This window comes from Streptomyces sp. NBC_01439 (genome assembly GCF_036227605.1).
Taxonomy (GTDB): Bacteria; Actinomycetota; Actinomycetes; order Streptomycetales; family Streptomycetaceae; genus Streptomyces.
Genome location: NZ_CP109487.1, coordinates 1734715 through 1756336, shown reverse-complemented (window position 1 = coordinate 1756336; position 21622 = coordinate 1734715). Strand labels below are relative to the sequence as shown.

Genomic DNA, 21622 nt, shown 5'->3' with positions numbered 1-21622 from the left:
GCTCAGCCGCGGTGGGACACACCGGCCGTGTCCAGTGCGGCTCCCGCCAGCGCGGCCAGGGCGAGCGCCACCGAGCGGGCGTCCTCCGGCGGCAGGCGGTGGCCGGGAAAGGGAGCGAGGAGGAAGCGCCCGTAATAGTGCCCGCCCCCGACGACCCGCAGCTCGATCTCGCCGTGCGGCCAGTCGGCGTACCCGGTGACCTCGCCACCGCGGCGCAGCCACAGGCCGCCGTCGTGCTCCAGCCGCGGTCGGTGCCCGATCAGGGTTCCGTACTCGAAGCGGCAGCCGCGCAGCCCCAGCAGGCCGATGAGCTCCCGGCGGACGTACTCGACCACCGCGTCCGGCGAGCCGCCCTGCTCGGTCAGCCGGGCGGTGCCCTGGAGGCTGGACAGGTGCGCGGCGCCGGTGGCCACGACCGCCTCCAACCTGCGTGTCCGTGCAGTCAGTTGGGCGACGATCAGCCCGACGGCCAGCAACAGGACGGCCGTCTGGATCTCGTCCCGGTCGGCGAGGGTGAAGCGCTCGTAGGGCCGGGCGAGGAGGAGCAGGCCGAACCAGGTGGTCGCGGAGAGCGCCGCCACGGCCGCGGCGGCCCGGGTGCCCGAGGCGGCGATCGCGACCACGGCGACGACCAGGACCAGGGCCCCGTTCGCCGGGGAGAGCCAGGTGCGGAAGGGGACGAGCGCGAGCGCCACGAGGAGGGGCACCACCAGGGCCCCGAACAGCGCGGCACGGTCGTGGAGTCGGTACCCGGGCATGTGATGCCTCCCGTCCGGAAGTGACGATCTCAACCAGAGCCAGATGTTCACGGGCAGACTGCCCAGGGCGAGGGGCGGAGCCACCCGCCCTGGCGAGGTCTTGACGTACCGCACGCGGATTTTGCCCACGGCCCCGGGCCTCCGGCCGCTTCGGGCCTACCGGCCGCCGTCCGGGAGCAGCGCCGACGAATCGCGCTGGTGCGGGACCGGTGCGTGCGATGACAACGGCGCACGCGGTTCGTCCCGGTGGAGCTCGATCGTACGCGTCGGAGCGGGGATCGAGATGCCCTCCGTCCGGAACCGCTCGTGCAGGCGCTTGATGAACTCGTGCTTGATCCGGTACTGGTCGCTGAACTCGCCGACGCCCAGGATCACCGTGAAGTTGATCCGGGAGTCCGCGAACGTGTGGAAGCGGACGGCCCCCTCGTGGGCGGGGTCCGCGCCGTCCACGTGCGCCATCACCTTGCCGACCACGTCGAGGGTCACCCGCTCGACGTGCTCCAGATCGCTCTCGTAGCCCACTCCCACCTGGACCAGGATCGAGAACTGCGCCTCGGGCTGGGTGAAGTTGGTCATGTTGGTGCGCGCGAGACGCCCGTTGGGGATGATGACCAAGTTGTTCGACAGGTTGCGGACCACGGTGTTGCGCCAGTTGATGTCGACGACGTAACCCTCCTCGCCGCTGGTGAGCCGGATGTAGTCACCGGGCTGCACGGTCTTCGAGGCGAGGATGTGCACGCCGGCGAAGAGGTTGGCGAGGGTGTCCTGGAGAGCCAGGGCCACCGCCAGACCGCCGACTCCGAGGGCGGTGACCAGCGGCGCGATGGACACGCCGAGGGTCTCCAGGGCGACGAGCACGCCCATCACGAGGACCACGATCCGCGTGATGTTGACGAAGATGGACGCCGATGCGGCCACCCCGGTGCGCGATCCCGCCACGGACTGGACGAGGCCCGCGACGACCCGCGCCGCGCTGAGCGTGGCGATGAGGATGAGCAGCGCGGTCAGCGACTGGTTCACGAACCCCGAGACGCGCGCGGTGAGCGGCAGGGTCGTGGCGGCCACCGCCGCGCCCGCGATCAGTGCGGCCCCGGGCGCGATGGTGCGCAGCGCGTCGACGATGATGTCGTCCCCCCGCCACCGGGTCCGCTCGGCGTGCCGGCCCAGCCAGCGCAGGAGGGCGCGCAGCAGCAGTCCGGCCGCGGCGCCCGCCGCCAGCGCGATCCCGGCGACCAGCCAGTCGTGCAGGACGAGATCCCGGTTCAACGGACCTCCTCCGGTGCGCCGCGCCGGCCCGGGGGAGTGGCGACGGGAGCTGCCGGCCGTCGTATGGGGTGTGGGTGTGTCGTCACCTTGTCACCTGTCAGTTCGTCGTGCGTGAAGCCGCGTTCGGGCGCGTGTGCGCATCCGGAACGGGCTGCCATCCTGCCCCATGGCAGCAGGACGCACCGCAGGCGGGGCTGCCGCTACCGCCGCGCGGCGGCGTGTTCGAGGACCGCGCGGACCTCGGCCGCTATCGCGCTCTCGTTGCGTTCGAACTCGGGGCCGGTCAGCTGCTGGGGGTCGGCCGGCAAGCCGGTGAGCACCGGGGTGTGGAGGTGGCCCCCGGGCAGGTGCGGGGCGAGTTCGGCGCGCAGCCGGTTGGAGCGGTAGGCCACTTCGTTGGACAGGTAGCCGCCCCCGCCGCCCGCCACGGCCCGTGAGCCGGGGGTCGGGCCGGCGGTCCGGTCGACGGGGGTCGTGCCGCCGGCCGGGATCTCGGTCACGTCGCTGTTGAGGAGGACGGGGTACGGGCTCTGCACGGCGCCGGTGACGGCGCCCGCGGGGAGCGTGGTGCGGATGAACTCCGGGCCCGGGCCGAGGCCGGGGGCGGTCACCGGGTGCTCGCGGGTGCCGCCGGACAGGGCGCGCACGTTGTCGGGGTACGGGTCGGCGGACCGGGCCCGTCCCGCCCAGTCCTCCAGGGTGAAGATGCCGGGGTAACCCTGGCTGACGGTGGTGATGACGTCGGCGGCGGCGGGGCCGCCGGCCAGGCGCGGGGCGAACGCCCGCTCCACCATGCCGGCGTCGAAGTCGGCGTACCGCACGGGGAGGACGACGGCGCGGATCTCGGCGGGGGTGCCGTCGGCGAGGGTCACACGCCGTCCGTTGAGCTGGAGGGCGGCCGACCCCGACGGGTTGGCGCGGCGGATCTCGGCGTCGAGCCCGAAGGGGTCGAACCCGCTGATGAAGACGCGCCGCACGCCGGGCGCGGTGCGGAAGGCGTTGTTCGTCAGGCCCCGGGAGGCGTCCTCGAAGCGGGCGCGGAGCGCGGCCCGGTCGGCGGTGAACTCCGGCTGCCAGCGGGCGAGTGCGGCGGTCATGCCGAGCCGCGCCCAGTACAGCGGCCGGTCGTCCCCGGGGGCGAGGTCGCCGCCGGGCCGCTGCCCCTGGGCCCGCCGTACGGAGGCCTGCCACAGTGCCTCGCCCCAGTCGGTGACCAGCCGGTCGGCCTCGGCGGGGCTGCGGGTCGCGCACAGCGCGGCGGGGAACCGCCGCACGAAGTCCGCGAACCCGCCGCGCTCGACGAGGGCCGTGGTGCGGGCGTCCGAGAGCCGCGCCTGTTCGGCGTCCAGCGGTACGGACGCGGAGGCGCGGCACGCGGAGGAGCCGTCGGCCGCGTGCGCGGGCGAGGTGAGAGCCAGGGGAAGGACGGTGGCGAGAAGGGCAGCGGCCGACGCCGCACGCCGTAAGAGCATCATGCGATGTGACATTACATAGCGGCCCCGACCCCCACCAGACGCACCGGTCCTACCGGCCGTGACTGGCTCAACTCCACCTCTGTCACGGCCGGTTCACCGTGCGGCAGCCGCCCGGCGGCCGTGGTGTCATCGTGTTGCCGGGTCGCCACCGCCCCGTACGGGCCGAGGGTTGCGGCAGCGTCAGTACCCACCACTGCCGCAGCGTGCGGATCGTGTGCAGGAAGATCCGCGGACCCCGGCAGACCGGGCGGGCGTAGCGTCTGACGGGGTCGCCGTTCGGGAAGACGAGTTCCTCGTGTCCGGTGACGACAGCTCCCTCGTCCGTCAGCCTCAGGTGGTGGACGGCGCTCACCCGATCGGCGGTGGAGGCGCCCCCTTCGACCCCTCCGAGCAGGAGCAGTCGGTCACCGCGGATCGCGAGGCCGAACGGGTCCGAGACCGGGAGGCGGCGGATGCGGCGTATCCCGCCGGGGCCCGTTTCGACGAGCGGTGCGCTCGGCCAGTACACGGCGTGGACCGTGGAGTCGCAGACGTTGACGGTGTTGACGTCCACCAGGTAGTCCAAGGGCGCCGGGGGGCGCAGGGCCCCCGCGTGGTTCCCCCTGCTGTCCCAGCGGACCAGCCCGCCCGCGCTGACGCGGTCGTCGCTGTATATCCCTTCGTCGGCGTATCCGGTCCAGAAGCCGGAGCGGCGGTCCGCGACCAGGTGCGTGAGGCGGGTTCCCAGGGGGAACCGGCGCCGGGAGCGGCCGTCGCGGCCGAAGATCTGGCCGGATCGTGCGTTCGGACCTCCACCGCCGGAGAGCACGAACCCGCCGCCCGGCAGGGCGTCGAAGGCGCTCGGGTCCACGGCCACTCCGTGCAGGGTCTGCTCCCGGACCACCCCCCGGTCGCTGATGACGACCAGGGCGTCGAAGGGGAGTTTCGTGGGCGCCGGGACGTCCCGGCCGGCCCGCCTGGAGGGGAAGCGGGCATCAGGGCAGATGAGCCAGAGAGCGCGGCCCCACGGATCAATCGTGGAGGCCAGTACCTTCCGCTCGTCGTACTGCCGAGGCAACAGTGCGTAGGAACGCAGTGCCACCTTCGTCAAAAAGATCACCTCGCGGGCGAAGGAATGTGACGCATCCATGATCACATGAGGGGGCGGCCGCCCCCGCGCTAGGTCCTGTCGTCAAAGTAGCGCCGGTCAGGCCCGCGGCGTCCGGTGCCGTGCATCGCAAGGCGGAGGGGCGCCCGAGTACTGGACGTACTTGGGTGCCCCGACAACGCGGCGAGGTGCGGTGCCGGGCGTCGCGGGCCCGGGGGCACCTCCCAGCGGTAGCTGGGGGAGGGACTTTGACGACAGGGCCTAGGCCGCCCGCTCCGGGGCCAGGCCGCGTGCCGTGCCGGTGCGTTCGAAGGCGTGTCCCGCGCGCAGGAGCGTGGCTTCGCCGAAGGGCCTCCCCATGAGCTGCATGCCGATCGGCAGGCCCGCCGAGTCCAGGCCGACGGGCACGCTCAGCGCGGGAACACCGGTGAGGTTGGCCGGGGCCGACAGCCGTACGTAGGCGTCGGCGACGCCCTCCACGCTGCCGTCGCCCCAGGTCACTTCGGTCCGTCCGGACTCGACGGCGGTGATCGGCACGGTCGGTGCGGCGATCAGGTCGACCGCCTCCAGCACGTCCCGCCAAGCCCGCCCCATGAGGGTGCGGGCGCGCTGGGCCCGCAGGTAGTCGCCCGCGGTCATGAGCTCGCCCGCCTCCAGGAGGACCCGCACGTCGGTCCCGTACAGGTCGGGTACCACCCGCAGGGTCCGCTCGTGGTAGGCCGAGGCCTCGGGCACCATCAGGCCCCAATGGGCCGCGCGGATGTAGCGCGTCATCGGGATCTCGACGTCCACGAGCCGGGCGCCGAGCCCCTCGAGCCGTTCGATCGCCCGCCGGACGGCGGCCTCGACCTCCGGGTCCACCCGGTCGAAGTAGTAGTTGTTCGGCACCCCGACCCGCAGCCCCGTCAGATCCGTGCCGGGGCCCGGCCGGTGGTCCGTGGCCGGGGCCGCGACGGACGCCGGGTCGTGCGGGTCGTGTCCGACCAGGGCGGCCAGGACCAGCCCGGCGTCCTCCACGGTGCGGGTGAGGGGTCCCACATGGTCCAGCGACCAGGACAGCGAAGTCACGCCACGGCGCGGCACCAGCCCGTACGTCGGCTTCAGTCCGACGACCCCGTTCAGGGCGGCGGGCACCCGGATCGATCCGCCGGTGTCGGTGCCCAGGGCGAAGGCGGCCGCCCCCGCCGCGACGGCGACGGCGGAACCGCCGCTGGACCCGCCGGCCACCCGGTCCGGGTTCCAGGCGTTCGTCGTCTGAGGGGTGGTCAGGCCGTAGGCGAACTCGTGCGTGTGGGTCTTGCCCACCAGGACCGCTCCGGCCGAGGCGAGGCGCGCCGCGACGGTGCTGTCGGCCTCCGCCCGGTGTCCCGTCCGTGCCCGGGAGCTCGCCGTGGTCGCCATCCCGGCCACGTCGATGAGGTCCTTGAGGCCGACGGGCATCCCGTGGAGGGCCCCCCGGTGCGTGCCGCGGGCGATCTCGCCCTCCGCCCGGCGGGCCGCGGCGCGCGCACGGTCGGCCGTCACGGCGGTGAAGGCGTTCAGGCGGGGTTCGACCCGTGCGATGCGCGCCAGCGCCGACTCCACCAGTTCGACCGGTGAGACCAGCCGGGTGCGTACGGCCTCGGCCGCTTCGGCCACGGTCAGCTCATACGGTTCCATCGTGCTGCTCCCCTCCCGCGCGGTACGTCGCGGAGGGCGGTGTCTCGCCGAAGTCCAGTTCCCGCAGGAGCGATACGACGGCGTGGATGTGGTCGGCGGTGGCCGCCACTTCCGCATGACGGTCCTTCGCCAGCGGAAGCCCTGACCGTGCGGCCCAGCGGGCGGCTTCGGGAGGAGTGAGGTCCGGGGCGGACATGTGCTGCCTTCCTTCAGGAGTGCGGCGGCACGCTCACCGCCGCCTTAAAGCTAACGGCTTGCGTTAGTTCACGGTAGGGCCTACGGTCGCTTAAAGCGAATGAATCGCTTTTGTTGTCGGTCGGTCCTCTGTAGACGAAGGAACACGCCCATGTGCACCGCACAGTTCACCGAGCCGGCCCCGGCCGGAGCCGCTGCCCACTGGTCCGTCGGGGAGATCGCGGTCCACCGCGTCGACGAAGTGCCCCTGCCGCCCGCGACCGGACCGTGGCTGCTGCCGGCCGCCACCCCGGACGTGGTCGCCGAACACGACTGGCTGCGGCCCGACTTCGCCGGTCCGGACGGTGTCCTGCACCTCGACAGCCACAGCTTCGCGCTGGTCGTGGACGGTCTGCGGGTCCTCGTCGACACCGGGATCGGCAACGGCAAGACGAGGGCCAACCCGGCGTGGCACCGGCTCCGCACCGACTACCTCGCACGCCTCGCGGACATCGGATTCACCCCCGACAACGTCGACCTGGTGATCCTCACCCACCTGCACGCCGACCACGTCGGATGGAACACCCGCGAGGCGGACGGCGCATGGGTGCCGACCTTCCCGGGCGCCCGCTACCTGACGTCGAGGGCGGAGCGCGAGTTCTGGGCCGGCTACGACATGGACGAGGCGCGGCGCGGCATGTTCCGCGACTCCGTCGTGCCCGTCGAGGAGGCGGGTCTGCTCGACCTGGTCGACGTGCCGGCCGAGGGGATCGACGTGGCCGAGGGGCTGCGCCTGTTGCCCGCGCCGGGTCACACCCCCGGGCAGATCGTCGTACAGGTGAGCAGCGGCGGCGCGACGGCCCTGGTCACCGGGGACGCCGTCCACCACCCCGTGCAGCTGGCCCGGCCGGAGATCGGCAGCTGCGTCGACATCGACCCGGTACGGGCCGAGGCCACCCGCCGGGCGCTGCTCGCCCGCCTCGCCGACACCGGCGCCCTGGTGCTCGGTACGCACTTCCCCGCGCCGACCGCCGGCCGCGTGGTGGTCGAGGGGGACGGCTACCGGCTCGAACCCGTGGCTGCCGCTCCGGTGCGCCGCTGACCCGCGGGGGCGTGCGCGGCGGGCCGGTCAGCGGGGTGCGTCGAAGCCCCGTACGGCCTCCGTCGCGAGCCGGTGCGCGTACGCGCCGGTGAGTCCGGCGGGGCGGAACAGGATGCGGTACATCATCGGCGCCACGACCCGGTCGAGCACCGTCTCGACGTCCGGGGCCCCCTCGCCGCGCTCCGCGGCGCGGGCGAGCACGACGGCGATCTGCTCCGCCGCGTAGGCCGAACACCGCCCCGCGTTGTCGCCGTCCGGGTCCCCGAGCAGCGCATCGCGGATGTACGCGCGGCCCGCGGGCGAGGCCATCTCCTCCTGGAACTGTTCGGCCCAGCCCCGCAGGTCCGCCAGCAGGTCTCCGTGGTCCTCCGGCGGAGCGTCGGGGCGCAGGTGCTCGACGGCGACGTCCGAGAGTAGTTCCTGTAGGTCGCCCCAGCGGCGGTAGATCGTCGACGGGGTGACGCCGGCCCGCGCCGCGACCATCGGGATCGTCAGCTCCGGACGCCCCAGTTCAGCCTGGAGCTCACGCACGGCGGTGTGGACCGCCTCCTGGACCCGTGCGCTGCGGCCCCCGGGGCGGACCATCGCTTTTCGGCTCATGCGGCCAGCTTAAAGCAAATTTCTTGCATCATGCTCGGTCGTGGCCGCCGCCCCGGGCTCCGCGGCGGTGCCGGCCGCGGAGCGCGGGTCACGCGGCCGGCACGGCCTAGTCCCCGATGAAGGCGAGGAGGGCGTTGTTGACCTCTTCGGCGTGGGTCCACAGGAGACCGTGCGGGGCGCCCTCGAGGACGACGTAGTCGGCGTGCGGGAGGGCCTTGTGGAAGGGTTCCGCGGTGGCCCCGATCGGGAGGATGCGGTCCGCGGTGCCGTGGAGGATCAGGGCGGGCACGTCGATCTTGGGGATGTCGGCCCGGAAGTCGGTGGTCCACGTGAGGACGGCGGCGCGGGAGGCGTACGCGGAGGCGCCGGCGGCGGTCGCCCAGCTCGCCCGTACGGTCTCCTCGCTGATGCGCGTGCCGAGGTTCTCGTCGAGGTTGTAGAAGGCCTGGTAGAAGTCGGTGAAGTAGGCGTAGCGGTCCTTCGTGACGGCGGCGAGGATGCCCTCGAAGACGCTGCCGTCGACGCCGGTGGGGTTGTCGTCGGTCTTGAGGAGGTAGGGCTCCAGGCCGGCGAGGAAGGCGGCCTTGGCCACGCGTCCGGAACCGCGGGTGCCGAGGTAACGGCCGACCTCGCCGGTGCCCATGGAGAAGCCGACGAGGATCGTGTCGGTGAGGTCGAGGGTCTCCATCAGCGTGTGCAGGTCGTCCGTGAAGGTGTCGTAGTCGTAGCCGGTGGTGGGCTGGGAGGACTGCCCGAAGCCGCGCCGGTCGTAGGTGATGACGCGGTGACCGGCGTCGAGCAGGGCGGGCAGCTGCTTCTCCCAGGAATGCCCGTCCAGCGGGTAGCCGTGGATGAGGACGACGGGCTGCCCGCTGCCGTGGTCCTCGTAGTACAGGTCGATGTCGGTGCTGTTCTCCTGGCCGACGGTGATGAAGGGCATGGTGCCTCCTGTGGCGATCTCGGTTCGGTCCGCGGCAGCAGTGTCCCGCCCCGGGGCCCCCGAACGGCGTCGGAACACGGCCTTCCACCGGTACTTGCGCAGGTCGTCCACAGCCGTGGTCACGTGAATCGGGGACCGGAAACAGGCGACTTCACCCGAATCGATGCCGTTCCTAGGCTGAGCGGGCAAGCAAGCGGAGCATGCGCCGCGTACCAGCCACCGGTGCGGCGCCGAGGGAGTTGTCTTGGCCAGTCACGATCCGACCGAACGCCCTGCGGAGCCGTCGTTCAGCGCGTTCCGCGCGTCGGGAGCGCAGCAGCGGATGTACTTCCTCCAGCAGGTGGAGGAGGGCCGGCCGACCTACCACATGCCCGTCTTCTACGGCCTCGAAGGCCCGGTGGACGAGGCCGCGCTCCGCACCTGCGCCCAGGGGCTGCTCGACCGGCACGAGGCGCTGCGCACCCGGTTCGTCCTGCGGGACGGCGAGCTGTGGCAGCACATCGACACCGAGGCCGTGCTCGCCTGGTCCTCCGCCGCGGCGCACGGATCCCGGGACGTCGAGGAGTGGATGGCCGCCGAACACCACCGGCCCTTCGACCTGGAGTCCGGACCGCTCTTCCGGGTGGCCCTGTTGCACACCCCCGAGGGCGCCGTCCTCGCGCTCGCCCTGCACCACATCGTCGCCGACGGCTGGTCCGTCGGGATCCTCGCCCGCGAGCTCCTCGGTGCGTACGCCCGGTACGGCGACGCCCCCGACGGTACCGGCGGGCCGCAGCCGGCCGCGTCCGAGGTGCTGGAGGCCATGGAGGCCCCCGAGTACCAGTACGCCGACTTCTCCGACTGGCAGGAGGAATGGCTCCAGGGAGCCGCCGCCCAGCGCCAGCTCGCCTACTGGGAGCAGCAGTTGGGCGGCGAACTGCCCGACGCCCCCCTGCCCCGGGACGGCCGGCCCGGGGCCGGAGCGGACCGCGCCGCGGCGGCGCTGCACTCCTTCGAGGTGCCCGCCGCGGTGCTCGCCCGGATGGAGCGCCTGTGCCGTGACACCCACAGCACCCCCTACACGCTGATGCTGGCGGCCTTCCAGATCGTGCTGGGCCGCTACACGGGCACCGACGACGTGCTCGTCGGAACGCCGGTCGCGGGCCGGGGCCGCAAGGAGTTCCAGGACACCGTCGGCCTGTTCGTCAACACGCTGGTGATCCGCGCGGACCTGTCCGACGACCCCGCCTTCCGGGCCCACCTCGAGCGCGTACGGGACACCGTGCTCGACGCCCAGGACCACCAGGACCTGCCCTTCGAACGCGTCGTCGACCGGATCGCCCCCGGACGCACCGGCGAGGACGCGCCCCCCTTCCGGGTCATGTTCGGCCTCCACGACGAGGACGCCATGACCGAGGGCCTGCCCGGCCCGCGGGCGAGGATGCTCGAAGGGCCGGCCGGAACCGCCAAGTTCGACCTGACCTTCGACGTCGTACGCACCGGCGGCGCGCTGAGCTGCCGGCTGGAGTACCGGGCCGACCTGTTCGAGGCCGCCACCGTCCGACAGTTCGGCCGGCACTTCGCCCGGCTCCTCGACGCCGCAACCGAGAACCCCGAACTGCCGCTCAGTCGGCTGCCGATGCTGTCGGCCGACGAGAGGAGCGGCATCGGCTCGCCGCTCCCGCCCCGCGCCGCCCTCCCGCCCGCTCCGGGCGAGCCGGCTTGCATCCACGAGGTCTTCGCCGGGCACGCCGCCCGCACCCCCGAGGCGGTGGCCCTCGTCCACGAGGGCACGTCCCTCAGCTACCGCGAGCTCGACACCCGCGCCAACCGGCTCGCGCACCGGCTGCGCGCCCTCGGCGTGGGACCCGACACCCTCGTCGGTCTGTGCCTGCCCCGCTCCGCCGACCTCGTCGTCGCCCTGCTCGGCATCCTCAAGGCCGGCGGCGCCTACCTGCCGCTCGACCCCGACAACCCGCCCGAGCGGCTGCGCCACATCGTCCAGGACGCCCGCCTGGAGCACGTCGTCGGCACCACCGGAACCCGATCCCTGTGGGACGCCCCCGGCCTGCACGCCGTCGACCTGCAGGCCGACGCCCCGCTCCTGGCCGCCGAACCGGACACCGCCCCCGACACGGGCGTGACCCCGGACCACCTCGCCTACGTCATCTACACCTCCGGCTCCACCGGCCTGCCCAAGGGCACCCTCGTGCCCCACTCCAACGTCACCCGGCTGTTCTCCGCCACCGACCACTGGTTCGGCTTCGGCCCCGAGGATGTGTGGACCCTCTTCCACTCCATCGCCTTCGACTTCTCCGTCTGGGAGCTGTGGGGCGCCCTCGCCCACGGCGGCCGCCTCGTCGTGGTGCCGTACGGGACCAGCCGCTCGCCCGAGGAGTTCCACCGGCTGCTGCGCGCCGAGCGGGTCACCGTCCTCAACCAGACCCCCTCCGCCTTCTACCAGTTGGCCCGCGCCGACGAGGAGCACCAGCGCACGACCGGTCCGGACGCCCCCGGGCTCGCCCTGCGCCACGTCGTCTTCGGCGGGGAGGCCCTCGACGTCGCCGCCCTCGCCGGGTGGTTCGCCCGGCACGGCGACACCGCACCCCGCCTGGTCAACATGTACGGCATCACCGAGACGACCGTGCACGTCACCTACCGGCCGCTGACCGCCCGCGACGCCGAGGAGGGCCGCGGCAGCGTCATCGGCGTGCCCATCCCCGACCTGCGCCTGCACCTGCTCGACGCGCGCGGCCGGACCGTTCCGCGCGGCGCCGTCGGGGAGCTGTACGTCGCCGGGGCGGGCCTCGCCCGCGGCTACCTGCGCCGGCCCGAACTCACCGCCGAGCGCTTCCCCACCGGCCTTGCCGACCGCGGCGCAGACGGTGGCCCGGGCGGTGGCCCGGACCGCGGCGCCGACGGGCCCGCCGGGCTCGCCGAGGGCGAGCGGCTGTACCGCACCGGCGACCTGGCGCGCGCCCTGCCCGACGGGGACCTGGAGTACCTCGGCCGCATCGACCACCAGGTCAAACTGCGCGGCTTCCGGATAGAACTCGGCGAGGTCGAGGCGGCCCTGGCCGCCCACCCCCTCGTCGACGCCGCGGTCGCCCTCGTCGCACCGGACACCGCGGGGACCGACGTCCTCGTCGGCTACCTGGCCGTGACCGGTGCCGAGGACGGCACGGGCCCCACCGTGGAGGAGATGCGCACCCACCTCGCGCAGCGACTGCCCGGCTACATGATCCCCGGCGCCTTCGTCACCCTGCCCGCCTTCCCGCTGACCGCCAACGGCAAGACCGACCGGCGCCGCCTGCCCGCCCCCGGTTCGGCGCCCCGGACCCCCACCGCCACCTACGAGGCGCCCAGCGGGCCGGTCGAGACCGCGCTCACCGAGGTCTTCGCCCAGGTCCTCGGGCACGAACGGGTCGGCGCCCTGGACAACTGGTTCGCCCTCGGCGGCGACTCCATCCGCTCCCTCCAGGTCCTCGCCCGGATCCGGGAACGCGGCCTCGACCTCACCGTCGCCGACCTCATGCGCCGTCAGACGGCCCGTGCGCTGGCCCCCGTCGTGACCCGGCGGGAGGCGGCGGCCGGCGCCGAGGCCCCGTACGAGCCGTTCTCCCTGCTCACCCCCGAGGACCGCGCCGCCCTGCCCGACGGGCTGGAGGACGCCTACCCGATGACCCGGCTCCAGGCCGGCATGCTCTACCACAGCGACCTGCCGTCGGCCGGCGGACGCGTCTACCACAACGTGGCCTCCTACCTGGTCGAGGCGCCCTTCTCGGAAGCCGCCTGGCGGACCACCGTCGAGGTCCTCGCGGCCCGGCACGAGATGCTGCGCACCTCCTTCGACCCGCACGGGTTCGGCGAGCCCCTCCAGCTCGTCCACCGCGGCGCCCGCCCGGAGATCACCTTCGAGGACCTGTACGGCCTCGACCCCGAGGCGCAGCGGACCGCCGTCGCCGCCCGCTACGCCGCCGAGCGCGACAGGCCGTTCGCCTGGGACCGGCCCCCGCTGATCCGCTTCCACGTCCAGCGGCTCTCCGACACCCGGCTCCAACTGTTCGTCGCCGAGCACCACGCCGTCCTCGACGGCTGGAGCGAACGCTCGCTCCTGACGGAACTGGCCTCCTGCTACACCGAGGCGCTCGCCGCTCGGACCCCCGAGGAGGGGCCCTCCCCGGACGCGGGCCCCCGCTCCCGGTTCGCCTCTTTCGTCGCCCTGGAACGGGCCGCGCTGGCCGACGCCGGACAGCGCGCCTTCTGGACCGGCAAGGCGACCGACGCCCCCGCGACCCGGCTGCCCCGCCCGGCGGCGACCGGCGGACCCGCCAGGATGTCCTGGTACCTCGCGCCGCTCCCGGAGGGGCTGCACGCCCGGCTGACCGCCCTGGCCGCCGAGTGCGCCGTACCGCTGCGCACCGTCCTGCTCGCCGCCCACCTGCGGGCCACGGCCCTGCTGGGCGGCGGCGACGCGGTCACCACCGGAGTGGTCCACAACGGCCGCGCCGAGGAGACCGACGGCGACAAGGTCGTCGGCGTCTTCCTCAACACCCTGCCGCTGAGCGCCGACGTCGCCGGTCTCAGCTGGCGCGGCCTCGTCGCGCACGTCGCCGAGCTGGAGGCGGAGCTGCACGCGCACCGCCGCTTCCCGCTCGCCGAGATCCAGCGGCTGTCCGGCGGCGGCCCGCTCTTCGAGACCTTCTTCAACTACACCCACTTCCACGTGGAGCGGGACGGGTCCCCCGACGGTGCGTTCACCGTGCTGGAGGAGACCGGAGAGGCCGGCACCGACTTCGCCTTCGGCGCCGAGTTCTCCCGCAGCCCCGACGGCTCCCTGCTCGAACTCGGCCTGCGCTTCGACGCCGCCCAGTTCTCCGAGGCGCAGATGGAGAGCGCGCACGCCTCCTACACCGCCGCCCTGTGCGACCTGGCCGGGGCCCCCGACCGTGACTGCACGGCCGCCGACCTGCTGCCGGAGGCCGAACACCGCCGCTACGCCGAGTGGAACCGGACCGCCGTCGACTACCCGCAGCCGCACGTCCTGACCCGGCTCATCGACGCGCAGCGCGACCGGACCCCGGACGCCCCGGCCGCGCGCTTCGAGGGCGCCGAGCTGACCTACCGCGCCCTCGACACCGAGGCCGAGCGGCTGTGCGCGGCCCTGCGGGAACGGGGCGCCGGCCCCGGCACCTTCGTCGGCCTGCTGCTGGAACGCTCCCTCGCCCTGCCCGTCGTCCTGCTCGCCGTCCTGAAGTCGGGCGCCGCCTACGTCCCGCTGGACCCGGAGCACCCCGCGCCGCGCGTGCGGTCCCTGCTCACCGAGTCCGGCATCGGCCTGGTGGTCACCGAGGGCGCGTGGGCGGAGCGGCTGGCGGGCTCCGGGGTCACCGTCGTCCGGCCGGACGCGGCTGCGACTGCCGCCGCGACCGCCGCCGCGGGCCCCGCCGGAGCCCCCGAGCCGTCCGACCCGGCGTACATGATCTTCACCTCGGGCTCCACCGGAAAGCCCAAGGGCGTCGTGGTCTCCCACCGCGCCATCGCCAACCGGCTGCTGTGGATGCAGGACGAGTACGGGCTGGTTCCGGGGGAGCGGGTGCTGCACAAGACGCCGTACACCTTCGACGTCTCCGTGTGGGAGCTGTTCTGGCCCCTGCTGACCGGCGCCACCCTGGTCCTCGCCCGCCCCGGCGGGCAGCGCGACCCCGGCTACCTCGCCGGCCTGATCCACGACGAGGGCGCCACCACCGTGCACTTCGTCCCGTCCATGCTCAGCGTCTTCCTCGACGACCCCGCGGCCGTGACCGGCGCGGCCGGGCTCACCCGCGTGGTGTGCAGCGGCGAGGCCCTGCCGTACGAGGTCCAGCGCAGGTTCTTCGAGCGGCTGCCCGGAGTCGAACTGCACAACCTCTACGGACCCACCGAAGCGGCCGTCGACGTCACGTACTGGCAGTGCCGGCCGGACGGCGGCGACACCGTGCCCATCGGCCGGCCCATCGCCAACATGCGCACCCACGTGCTGGACCGCCGCCTCGCCGAGGTCCCCCTCGGCGTCACCGGGGAACTCTTCCTCGAAGGCGTCGGCCTCGCCGACGGCTACCACGGACGACCCGAACTGACGGCCGAGCGCTTCATCGAGCACACCAGCCCCGACGGCACCACCCGCCGCCTCTACCGGACCGGCGACCTGGCCCGGCACCGCCCCGACGGAGCCCTGGAGTACGCGGGCCGCACCGACCACCAGCTCAAGATCCGCGGCTTCCGCGTCGAGCCGGGCGAGATCGAAGCCGTCCTCGCCGAACACCCCGGCGTGCGCGACTGCGCGGTCCTGCCCCGCGGCGAACGCCTCGTCGGCTACTTCGTCCCCGATGCGACCGGCCCGGACGCCGCACCCGCCCCCGACCCGGGCGCACTCGCCGCCCACGCCCGGGAGCGGCTCCCCGAGTACATGGTCCCCTCCGCCTGGGTGTGCCTGGACGCCCTCCCGCTGACCGCCAACGGCAAGCTGGACCGCGCCGCCCTCCCCGACCCGGACCCCGCCGACCTGCGCGGCGGCGCCGAGCCGACCCCGCCCCGCGACGCCCTCGAATCCCGCCTCGCCGGGATCTGGGAGCGCCTGCTGGACGCCGGCACGGTCGGCGTCCACGACGACTTCTTCGAGTCCGGCGGGCACTCCATCGACGCCCTGCGCCTGATCGGCCGGATCAACTCGGCCTTCGGCGAACGCCTCGGCGTCTCGGCCGTCCTGGAGCACCCGACCGTCGCCCGGCAGGCCGCGCTGCTGCGGGACCGCCACGTCGACCTGGCCCCTGACCCGGTGGTCCGTCTCCAGCCCGAGGGCACCCTCGACCCGCTCTTCCTCGTCCACCCGATCGGCGGGAACGTCTTCTGCTATCGCACCCTGGCCGCCGAACTGGGCACCGACCGGCCGGTGTTCGGACTGACGGCGCCCGGCCTGACCGACCCCGCAGCGGCCCCCGACGCCACGGCCCGGGAGCTGGCCGCCGCCCATGTGGAGGCCCTGCGCCGGATCCGCCCCGCCGGCCCCTACCACCTGGCCGGCTGGTCCTTCGGCGGGCTCCTCGCCCACGAGATGGCGGTCCAACTCCGTTCCGCCGGCCAGGAGGTGGCGACCCTCGCCCTGCTGGACACCGGCTACCCGGAGCCCGGCCACGTCCCCGAGGACGAGAGCGAGCTGCTGGAGTGGTTCCACGAGGACCTCGCCCGCTCCGCCGGCTTCGACCCCGGCGACGAGAGCGCGTCCGCCCTGCGGAGCGCCCTGCGCAGCGTCGCCGACACCACGGCCCGCCTCGCCGTCCTCGCCGAGCAGGTGGAACGCGACGGCTTCGCCCCCGGACTGGACCCGCAGGACCTCGCCCGGCACTACGCGGTGTTCCGGACCGGGATCCGCGCCGCCGCCGCGTACGAGCCCCCGGCAGCCCCCTGCCCGGTCCTCTTCCTCCAGACCGGGACCGGGGCCCGGGAGAAGGCCGCCGACCGGTGGGCCGGGCGGGCCGCGGCCGGCTTCACCCGCCACGACGCCGACACCGACCACTACGGGCTGATGCGGCCGCCGCACAGCACCCGGGCCGCCGCCCTCCTGCGCACCGCCCTCGCCGCGGCCGACCACCGCTGAACGGGAACCCCGGCCCGCCCGGGGTACCCGTACCCCCCTTCCCGCGCCGCGCGTCGACGAGGCATGCGCCGACGCGCCCCGCACCAGAACAGGAACGGAACACACCACGTGACGAGTGACACCCCGGGGCCCGCCCCCGAGCTGAGCGGCCGGATCAGCGGCGGCCCCGCCGAACTCCTGCACGACGAAGTGCTCGCCCCGCAGTTCGGGTTCGAGTCCCGCCACCTGCTGCGCCACTACGTCGCCATCGAGAAGACCCTGGCCGCCGAGTACGTCCGCATGGACCTGATCACCGCCGAGGAGGCCCACCGGATCGCCGCCCTGCTCGACTCCGTCCGGCCCGACACCCTCAGCGCCCAGCCGGGCGCCAACATGTCGGACATCGCCTTCGCCCTCGAACGGCACGTCGAGGCGGGCCTGCCCGCCCCGGTCGTGCGCTGGCACGCCGACCGCAGCCGCAACGACCTGCAGGCCTGCGCCCAGGTGATGTACGGCCGCGACCAGCTCGCCCGCTTCGCCGCAGCCCTCCTCGAACTCGCCGCCGTCGTCCACCGGCTGGCCGAGGAGACCTGCGACCTGCCCATGCCGGGGTACACCCACTTCCAGGCCGCCCAGATCATCACCCCCGGCTTCCACCTCGCCGCGCTCTCCGAGCACCTGCTGCACACCCACGCCCGGCTGCTGAACGCGTACGATGGCATCGACGCCTGCCCGCTGGGCGCCGGCGCCATGGCGGGGCAGGAACTGCCGTGGGACCGCGACCGGATGGCCCGGCTGCTCGGCTTCTCCCGGCCGCAGCCCCATGCCCTGACCGCCGTGGCCTCGCGCCGCTGGAGCGCCGAACTGACCTCGGAACTCAGCCTGCTGGGCACCGCCCTGAGCCGCTTCACCACCGACCTGCTGACCTGGGGCGGCAGCGAGTACGGCTTCATCGAACTGCCCGACGAGCTGTCCGGCATCTCCTCCGCCATGCCGCAGAAGAAGAACTACCCCGTCCTGGAACGCATCCGCGGGCGCACCGCCCACCTGAGCGCCTTCCACTTCGACGTGCTCCTGGGCCAGCGCAACACCCCCTTCTGCAACCTCGTCGAGGTGTCCAAGGAGGCCGGCACCCACCTGCTGAACGCCTTCGACTCGGCCCACGGCACCGTCCGCCTCCTCACCGAGGTGCTGCGCAGGCTGACCTTCCGCGCCGACCGCATGCGCCAGGTGTGCGAGCGCGAGTTCCTCGGCGGCTTCAGCCTCGCCAACGCCCTCTGCCTCACCGAAGGGGTGCCCTGGCGCACCGCCCAGGTCGTCGCCGGGAAGTACGTCGTGCTCGCCGCGGCGGCGGGCGCCGCCCCCGCCCCGGGCGAACCCGCCCTGCTGGTCGAGGCGGCCGCCGGACACGGCATCACCCTCGCCGACCCCGCCCGGCTCCTCGCCGAGGCCTTCGACGTCGACCGGGGCCTGGAGCGCATGGTCTCCGCCGGCTCGGCCCGCCCCGACGCCGTGCGCGCGGTACTGCGCACCCAGCAGGAGACGTACGAACGGCTCGGCGCCGACTGGGAACTGCGCGCCGCGGCGGTCCGCGCGGGCACCGAGGAAGGCGACCGCGCCCTGTACGGCGCGACCGGCGACGAGATCCACGAGGAGGACGGCGATGGCAAGCGCGCCCGCGTACAGCACGCCCACTGACGCCGCCGCAGGGACGTCCGCCGCCGTCGTCGGACCGGCTTCCGTCGTCGGACCGGCTTCCGTCCTGGGCCCCGGCTCCGGCAGCGCCTTCGGCACCTTCGGAGAACTGCTCCAGGGCGCCCTGCCCCACCCGCAGGGGGACTTCCTGGTCACCTTCCCCCTCGCCCGCTGGGCCACCGCCCGTTTCCACCCCAGCCCCGGCCGGCCGGGCGTCCAGGTGCGGCCGGCCCACAAGGCCAAGTCGCGTCGTGTCGCCGAAGCCGTCCTGGCCGCCCTCGGTACGGCGGACGGCGGCCTCCTGGAGGTGGCCGGGGACCTGCCCGAGGGCAAGGGCCTCGCCAGCTCCTCCGCCGACCTCGTCGCCACCGTACGGGCCGTCGGGGCCGCTCACGGGCGCGAGTTCACCCCGGCCGAGACGGAGGACTTCCTGCGCGGCATCGAACCGGCCGACGGGGTCATGTACGACGAGATCGTCGCCTTCCACCACCGGGAGGTGCGCCTCGGCCACCGCCTCGGCGTGCTGCCCCCGCTGACCGTCGTCGCCCACGACGAGGGCGGCCAGGTGGACACCGTCGCGCACAACCGGGGCGCCCGGGCCATCGACGCCACCGACCGGGAGGAGTACGCGCTCCTGCTGGACCGGCTCACCGGCGCCGTCGCCCGCGGCGACCTCCAGGAGGTCGGCGCCGTCGCCACCCGCAGCGCCGAGATGAACGCCCACCGCCGTCGGCGCGCCGGGTTCGGGCAGCTGCACGCCCTGTGCCGCGAGGTCGACGGCCTGGGCCTGGTGCTCGCCCACAGCGGCACCATGCTCGGTGTCCTCCTGGAGGCGAACGACCCGGCCCTCGCGAGCAAGACCGAGCACATCCGGGCCGGCTGCGCCGCCCTCGGTGGAGAGGTGTCCGTACACCGCTCCCTCGGCGCCGACGACAGCTGGAGCCCGACGCCCGCGCCCGCCCACCCCACCGAGCTGGAGATCTGACCATGCTGTTCGACACCGTGACGGACGCGATCGGCGCGACCCCGCTGGTCCGGCTGCGCCTCGGCGAGGCCCGCGGCGTGGAGGTCTACGCCAAGCTGGAACTGCAGAACCTCTTCGCGATGAAGGACCGCGTCGCCCGCAACATCCTGCTGGAGGCCCGGCGACTGGGCACCCTGAAGCCGGGCGCCCCCGTCATCGAGAGCTCCTCGGGGACCATGGCCCTCGGCGTCGCCCTCGTCGGCCGCTCCCTGGGTCACGAGGTCCACATCGTCACCGATCCGCGCATCGACCCGGTCACCCTCGCCAAACTCCGCGCCCTGGGCTGCCGGGTGCACGTGGTCGAGGCGATGACCAGCCACGGCTGGCAGAGCGCCCGCCTGGAGCGGCTCGCAGAACTCCTCGACGAACTCCCCGGCGCGTTCTGGCCGCAGCAGTACACCAACCCCGACAACCCCGGCGCCTACCGCACCCTCGCCGGTGAACTCCTGGCGGATCTAGGTCAGTTCGACACCCTCGTCGGGGCCGTCGGCAGCGGCGGCTCCCTGTGCGGCACCGCACGGGCGCTGCGCGAGAGCCTCCCCGCCCTGCACGTCGTCGGCGTCGACTGCGTGGGCAGCGCCCTCTTCGGACAGCCCGACGTGCCGCAGCGGCTGCAGAGCGGGCTGGGCAACAGCCTGCTGCCCAAGAACCTGGACCGCACCCTCGTCGACGAGGTGCACTGGCTCAACGACCACGAGGCCTTCGCCGCGACCTGGGACCTCGCCCGCGAGCAGCAGATCTTCGGCGGCAACACCTCGGGCTCCGTCTACCGGGTCCTCACCGGCCTCGCCGACCGCGCCGAGCCCGGAAGCCGGATCGTCGGCATCCTGCCCGACCGCGGCGACCGCTACGCCGACACCGTCTACAACGACGAGCACTGGGACGCCCACCGGCTGGGCGAGGTGCCCACCGCCACCGCGCCGGCCGTCCTCGACCCCGAGGGGACCGCCCACACCTGGTCCGCCCTCGCCTACAGCCCGCCCGCCGGGATCCGGCGGCACCTGCTGTTCGTGGAGTCCAACACCACCGGCACCGGCATGCTGGCCCTGGACCGGGCCCGCGAACTGGGCACCGTACCCGTCCTGCTGACCGGCGACCCCGACCGCTACCGCGGCCTCGCGGACACCGGCGCCGAGGTGGTGCGCTGCGACACCAACTCCGACGCCGCCCTGCGCGCCGCCGTACAGGAGCGGTTCCGCCGCGAGGAGATCGCGGGCGTCACCACCACCAGCGACTTCTACGTACCGGCCGCCGCCCGGATCGCCCAGTGGCTCGGCCTGCCCGGCAACCCGCCCGACGCCGTGGCGCTCTGCCGCGACAAGGCCGCCCTGCGCGAGAGGCTGCGGACCGCGGACGTCCGCCAGCCCCGGTACGCCCTCGTGCACGAGCCGGCCGGGGCGGCGGAGGCCGTCGCCCGCACCGGACTGCCCTGCGTGGTCAAGCCGGCCGACGACTCGGGCTCCACCAACGTCCTGCTCTGCGCCGACGAGGCGGAGGTCCGCGCCCAGATCGAGAAGATCCTCGCGATCGACACCAACGTCCGGGGCATGCCCACCGCCCGCACCGTCCTCGTCGAGGAGTACCTGGACGCGCCGGAGTACAGCGTCGAGATGTTCAGCGGGGAGGGCCGGGCGGTGTGCGTCGGCATCACCGCCAAGTCCGTGACGGCCACCCCGCACTTCGTCGAGCACCGCCACCTCTTCCCCGCCCCGCTGCCCGCCGCCACCGCCCAGCAGATCACCGAGACGGTGACGGCGGCCCTGGACGCGGCCGGGATCCGCCTGGGAGCCACCCACACCGAGGTCAAACTGACCGCGGCCGGGCCCGCCCTCATCGAGATCAACCCGCGCCCGGCCGGCGGCATGATCCCCGAACTGATCCGACTGGCCACCGGGGTGGACCTCCTCGGGGAGCAGCTCCGCGCCGCCCTCGGCCTGCCCCCGCACCTCAAGGCCGAGGGGTCCGGCCACGCCGGGATCCAGTTCGTCCTCGCCGACGCCGACGGCACCCTCACCGCCACCCACGGCACCCGGGAGGCCGCCGCCGTCGAGGGGGTGGAGTCGGTACTGGTCACCGCCGCCCCCGGCACGCCCGTACGCAGGCCCCGCAGCGCCTCCGACCGCCTCGGGCACGTCATCGCCCGCCACCCGGAGCCGGAGGGCGTGCACGCAGCCCTCGACGCGGCGCGGGCCCTGCTCCGCCTCGACATCGAGGCCGCGCCCCGTTCCTGACCGATTCTGATTGACCG

At 74.0% G+C, this 21622-nt stretch carries 13 protein-coding genes; 5 read left to right on the top strand and 8 right to left on the bottom strand.

Annotation, left to right across the window (positions count from 1 at the left end):
* Positions 1–2: 2 nt before the first annotated feature.
* The 6 genes from OG207_RS07725 to OG207_RS07700 all read right to left on the bottom strand — a co-directional run bounded on the left by OG207_RS07725 (position 3) and on the right by OG207_RS07700 (position 6441).
* Complete coding sequence (locus OG207_RS07725) at positions 3–758, bottom strand: DUF4118 domain-containing protein (RefSeq protein ID WP_329097107.1); 756 nt, start codon at positions 756–758, stop codon at positions 3–5.
* Between the two features lie 156 nt (positions 759–914).
* Positions 915–2024: a mechanosensitive ion channel family protein gene (locus tag OG207_RS07720; protein ID WP_329097105.1), complete on the bottom strand. Its 1110-nt coding sequence runs from the start codon at positions 2022–2024 to the stop codon at positions 915–917.
* A gap of 200 nt (positions 2025–2224) precedes the next feature.
* Positions 2225–3499 carry a pyroglutamyl peptidase gene (locus tag OG207_RS07715; RefSeq protein ID WP_329097103.1) on the bottom strand — a complete coding sequence of 425 codons (1275 nt, stop codon included), beginning with the start codon at positions 3497–3499 and terminating at the stop codon, positions 2225–2227.
* Positions 3500–3581: 82 nt separating this feature from the next.
* Entirely contained in the window at positions 3582–4628 is a 1047-nt protein-coding gene (locus OG207_RS07710; protein WP_329097101.1) for a hypothetical protein, read from the bottom strand.
* Positions 4629–4847: 219 nt separating this feature from the next.
* Entirely contained in the window at positions 4848–6245 is a 1398-nt protein-coding gene (locus tag OG207_RS07705; protein WP_329097100.1) for an amidase, read from the bottom strand.
* On the bottom strand, positions 6232–6441 hold the full coding sequence (locus OG207_RS07700; protein ID WP_327382007.1) for a hypothetical protein: 210 nt from the start codon (positions 6439–6441) through the stop codon (positions 6232–6234). The genes OG207_RS07705 and OG207_RS07700 overlap by 14 nt, the downstream gene beginning before the upstream one ends.
* A gap of 150 nt (positions 6442–6591) precedes the next feature.
* Between OG207_RS07700 and OG207_RS07695 the strand changes: the two genes are divergently transcribed.
* Entirely contained in the window at positions 6592–7521 is a 930-nt protein-coding gene (locus OG207_RS07695) for an MBL fold metallo-hydrolase (RefSeq protein ID WP_329097097.1), read from the top strand.
* A 27-nt stretch (positions 7522–7548) separates the two neighbouring features.
* Here OG207_RS07695 and OG207_RS07690 read toward each other — a convergent pair whose 3' ends face one another.
* Together OG207_RS07690 and OG207_RS07685 are read right to left on the bottom strand one after the other, a co-directional pair.
* Positions 7549–8121 carry a TetR/AcrR family transcriptional regulator gene (locus tag OG207_RS07690; RefSeq protein ID WP_329097095.1) on the bottom strand — a complete coding sequence of 191 codons (573 nt, stop codon included), beginning with the start codon at positions 8119–8121 and terminating at the stop codon, positions 7549–7551.
* A gap of 106 nt (positions 8122–8227) precedes the next feature.
* The gene (locus OG207_RS07685; protein WP_329097093.1) at positions 8228–9061 is read right to left on the bottom strand and encodes an alpha/beta fold hydrolase; all 834 of its coding nucleotides are present in this window, start codon (positions 9059–9061) and stop codon (positions 8228–8230) included.
* A gap of 244 nt (positions 9062–9305) precedes the next feature.
* On the opposite strand from OG207_RS07685, the gene OG207_RS07680 reads away from it, so the two are divergent.
* The 4 genes from OG207_RS07680 (at position 9306) to OG207_RS07665 (ending at position 21605) form a co-directional block, all read left to right on the top strand.
* Positions 9306–16676, top strand: a complete 7371-nt coding sequence (locus tag OG207_RS07680; protein WP_329097091.1) for a non-ribosomal peptide synthetase — start codon at positions 9306–9308, stop codon at positions 16674–16676.
* A gap of 108 nt (positions 16677–16784) precedes the next feature.
* Positions 16785–18353 (top strand): argininosuccinate lyase, encoded by a 1569-nt coding sequence (locus tag OG207_RS07675; RefSeq protein ID WP_329097090.1) that lies wholly within the window; start codon positions 16785–16787, stop codon positions 18351–18353.
* Positions 18319–19335: a GHMP family kinase ATP-binding protein gene (locus OG207_RS07670; RefSeq protein WP_329097088.1), complete on the top strand. Its 1017-nt coding sequence runs from the start codon at positions 18319–18321 to the stop codon at positions 19333–19335. Before OG207_RS07675 ends, OG207_RS07670 begins: the two co-directional genes overlap by 35 nt.
* 2 nt (positions 19336–19337) lie before the next feature.
* Entirely contained in the window at positions 19338–21605 is a 2268-nt protein-coding gene (locus OG207_RS07665; protein ID WP_329097085.1) for a pyridoxal-phosphate dependent enzyme, read from the top strand.
* Positions 21606–21622: the final 17 nt, after the last annotated feature.